Annotated in this window: 5 protein-coding genes; all 5 read left to right on the top strand. The window is 56.0% G+C overall.

The genetic code is table 11. The features are described 5' to 3' along the window. Positions 1–155: 155 nt before the first annotated feature. From QMG56_RS23035 to QMG56_RS23015, 5 genes are read left to right on the top strand one after another with little or no spacing between them, the layout of a single operon-like run. Positions 156–788: an alpha/beta fold hydrolase gene (locus tag QMG56_RS23035; RefSeq protein ID WP_281825221.1), complete on the top strand. Its 633-nt coding sequence runs from the start codon at positions 156–158 to the stop codon at positions 786–788. Further along, on the top strand, positions 773–1,000 hold the full coding sequence (locus QMG56_RS23030; protein ID WP_281825219.1) for an alpha/beta fold hydrolase: 228 nt from the start codon (positions 773–775) through the stop codon (positions 998–1,000). Before QMG56_RS23035 ends, QMG56_RS23030 begins: the two co-directional genes overlap by 16 nt. Next, the gene (locus tag QMG56_RS23025; protein ID WP_281825217.1) at positions 997–2,625 is read left to right on the top strand and encodes a long-chain fatty acid--CoA ligase; all 1,629 of its coding nucleotides are present in this window, start codon (positions 997–999) and stop codon (positions 2,623–2,625) included. The genes QMG56_RS23030 and QMG56_RS23025 overlap by 4 nt, the downstream gene beginning before the upstream one ends. A gap of 25 nt (positions 2,626–2,650) precedes the next feature. Beyond that, positions 2,651–3,439: an SDR family oxidoreductase gene (locus QMG56_RS23020; RefSeq protein ID WP_281825215.1), complete on the top strand. Its 789-nt coding sequence runs from the start codon at positions 2,651–2,653 to the stop codon at positions 3,437–3,439. Positions 3,440–3,451: 12 nt separating this feature from the next. Continuing rightward, entirely contained in the window at positions 3,452–3,748 is a 297-nt protein-coding gene (locus QMG56_RS23015) for a DUF1330 domain-containing protein (protein ID WP_281825213.1), read from the top strand. Positions 3,749–3,869: the final 121 nt, after the last annotated feature.

Below are 3,869 nucleotides of genomic sequence, written 5' to 3'. Positions count from 1 at the left end.
ATGTCATTCTATGCGCAAAGCCCGTCGAACTTTCTCTTCGAACTCGGCTATACAGGGATCAGGATAGAGGATGAGGATGCATGGTCGCCTCGGGTCTATGATCGCATTAGCCTTTGGGGCCACACCTTCCAAGCGCCGCTTGAGGAGGCTGCATCATGAATGGCTCGACATCGCCTGCAAACCCCGAAATAGGGCAGTCCATTCTGGCCGGTGGTTATGCCACCAACTATCACGACATAGGGTCCGGACCGCCGCTGTTGCTGCTGCACGGCTCCGGTCCCGGGGTTTCCGGCTGGGCAAACTGGCGGCTTGCCATCATGGCGCTCAGTCAGACATACCGCGTCATCGTGCCCGACCTGCTGGGATTCGGCTATACGGATCCCGCCCGCGATCAGAAATACAGCATGGCCATATGGCACGATCATCTGGTCGCCTTCATGGATGCGCTGGGCGTCGCCAAGGCATCGGTGATAGGAAATTCGCTTGGAGGGGCGCTGGCACTGCGCCTCGCTGCTGACAGCGGCCATCGTGTGGATAAGATCGTTCTGAACGGTCCGGCCGGGCTCAATTTTCCGATAACCGATGCCTTGAAAGCAGCTTGGGGGTATGAGCCTTCGGTCGCCAATATGCGCGCGCTCATGGAGCTGTTCGCCTATGACTCAAGCCTGATCTCGGATGATCTTGCCAAATTGAGGCATGAAGCGTCGATCCGCGGTCATGTGCCACATTCGTTCCGGGCCATGTTTATGCCCCCCCNCCCCCCCGGCAGGAAATGCTCGAAGACCTGAGCACCGATCCGGCCAAACTGCGCGATTTGCCGCATCGTACCCTGATCGTTCATGGTCGAGAGGACCTGTTCGTCCCCCTGACGTCGAGTATCGAATTGAATAGCCTCATCAAAAATTCCGACCTTTATGTGTTCGGATGCTGTGGCCACTGGGTTCAGGTCGAGCAAGCGGAGCGTTTCAATAGCGTCGTCATGGAATTTCTCGCGACATGAGCACGCATAAGCTCGGCACACCGCTTCCAGGATTGATGCAACAAACACCGCTGAACATCATAGATATATTGCGCCATGCCGCTGTCGCCCATCGAAGCCGTGAGATCGTCTCGCGGCTGATCGACGAACCGATCTGGCGGACTGACTATGGGCACACAGCTGACCGGGTCGCACAAGCCGCGAACATGCTCGCCAAAATGGGGGTCAGAGCGGGGGATCGGCTATCGTCCCTGGCGTGGAACACGCATCGTCATTTTGAGCTATTTTATGCTGTTCCCGGCATCGGCGCAGTCCTCCATACCGCCAATCCTCGACTGCCCGAGGATCACCTCATATTTACGATCAACAACGCCGGAAGTCGCGTCCTTTTGTTTGACTCAAATCTCTTTGAGATTGTCGAGCGAATAAAGCCGAAGCTGGAAAGTATTGAGTATTACATCGCTTTAACCGGGCATCCGCTCGAAGCCTATCCTGCATATGAAGAACAAATCTCTGCGGAAGCGAAGACGTTTCCGTGGCCGCTTCTGGACGAGGATTCTGCGGCATTCCTCTGTTATACATCCGGTACGACCGGCAATCCTAAAGGTGTTTTGTATTCGCACCGATCAGTCGTGCTTCACGCACTCGCCGCCGGGCTGAGCGGCGCGCTGAACATGTCCGCCTTTGATGTCATCATGCCCTGCCAGTCGCTTTACCACGCAACGGCATGGGGCTTGCCATTCGTCGGCGCTCTGAATGGCAGCAAGTTCGTATTCCCGTGTGATAAGTTCGATGGCGAGAGCCTGCAAACGCTCATTCGGGACGAAGGCGTCACCTTCTCTGGGGGCGTTCCCACCATCTGGACGACTTACCTGGATCATCTGGCGCGGACCGGTGAGACGACCGGAACATTGGAGCGCGTGATAATTGGCGGCTCAGCGATGCCGCGAGAGATGGCGAAGAGTTTCCATGCATTGGGAGTCGAGGTCCAGCAAATCTGGGGCATGACCGAAACTAGCCCCTTGGGCGTGGTGTCCACCCCAACCCCTGCACTGGCTGCACTCGGGAAAGATGCCGAACAGGATGGTATCTGGTCGCGCCAGGGACGTATGATGTTCGGCGTCGAGCTCAAGATCGTCGATGATGATGGCATGGCGCTTCCTCATGACGGCCAGGTTTCAGGCAGCTTGGCGGTGAGAGGGCCATGGGTCATCGATCGTTATTATGGTGCCGATGAACCTGCGACCGATGCAGATGGCTGGTTCGAAACCGGCGATATCGCGACGATCGATGAATTCGGTTTCATGAGGATTACCGATCGCGCCAAGGATGTCATCAAATCCGGAGGTGAGTGGATCAGTTCCATTGATCTGGAGAACGCTGCGGCGGGATGTCCCGGTGTCAAGGTAGCGGCAGTCGTCGGTGTTCAACATCCGAAGTGGGAAGAGCGACCCATTCTGATCGTGGAACCTCTTGAGGGTGCGCTTCTCGACGAACATCTTGTGATTGAATTTCTCAAAACGCTCGTGCCGCGATGGTGGTTGCCCGACATCGTGCTGGTTTCGCCAATACCGCTAACCGGAATAGGCAAGATAGATAAACGTAAACTTCGAGAACTCCATTTAGATATATTGATGTCCGACTAACGAATAACAGTTTTGGTGCTTATTTATGATAAGTTCTATTGATTTTGGGATTACGGGTCGTACCGCCTTTGTCTGCGGATCGAGTGCGGGACTCGGACGGGCATGCGCCGAAGCGCTGCTGGCGGCCGGAGCCCATGTGGTCCTCAACGGTCGTGACGCAGATCGTCTTGCGCAGGTCGCCGCTCAGCTCGGCATTCAATTTGCTGGCCGCGTAGCCTTTTTGGCCGGTGACGTTTCCACGGCGGAGGGCCGAGACCTCATCCTGCGCGAATACCCCGCACTCGACATTCTGGTGAACAATAGTGACGGCCCTCCCACCGGGAATTTCGAGGATTTTGATGAGGCCGTGTGGGCTCAGGCGCTTGACCGCTCGATGATCGCGCCCATCATGATGATGCGCGCGGTGATCAAGCCTATGATGGCGGCGAGGTGGGGGCGGATCATCAATATAACGTCGTCCACCGTAAGGGCGCCCCTGCCGATGCTTGGACTCTCCAATGGTGCACGAAACGGGCTCACCGGTTTTGTGGCGGGCCTTGCGAGAGAAGTCGCCGAGCAAGGGGTAACTATAAACAACTTACTTCCCGGACGCTTCGAAACCGAACGCCTGCAATCTTGGATTGACGCCCTCGCAACCGATGGCGGCGTGACGCCAGCGGAAATGACGGCCACTCTGGTGCAATCCAATCCGATGAAGCGCTTTGGGAAACCTGCGGAACTTGGAGCATTCTGCGCCTTCTTGGCGAGTGAACAAGCGTCTTACATCACAGGCCAGAACATCTTGATCGACGGTGGCGAATTCCCCGGAATCTAGGAGAGTAAAACGATGGCAAACGCATATTGGATCGCCCATATCACCATTCATGACCTTGAAGGTTTTAAGGCATATCCACCTGAAAGTACGAAGGTTGTAACCCAACATGGAGGACGATTTCTCTCGCGAGGGGGGAAAGCGCAGCTTCTCGAAGGCGAGCTGCGCGAGAGGCACGTCATAGTAGAGTTTGATAGCTTCGATGCTGCAATTGCGTGCTACAATTCACCGGAATATGCCGCCGCCCGTTCGCTCCGAACGCCTTACTCCGACGGTGATATAGTGATTATCGAAGGCCTGGCGCAAATTTAGAGCCTTCTCTGATTGGGCCCTTTGGGTCAAGCTGCTTCCTCGATTACGTGATCGTTCCCATGGATCACTCGCTTCTCTTCGCGGTCGGCGCAAGGCCGCCGCATAATGGGGTCATGGAGAG

Source organism: Sphingobium sp. BS19, from assembly GCF_027925545.1.
Taxonomy (GTDB): domain Bacteria; phylum Pseudomonadota; class Alphaproteobacteria; order Sphingomonadales; family Sphingomonadaceae; genus Sphingobium.
Note: the sequence above shows the minus strand (reverse complement) of the source record. Positions and strands in the feature narration are given on the sequence as shown.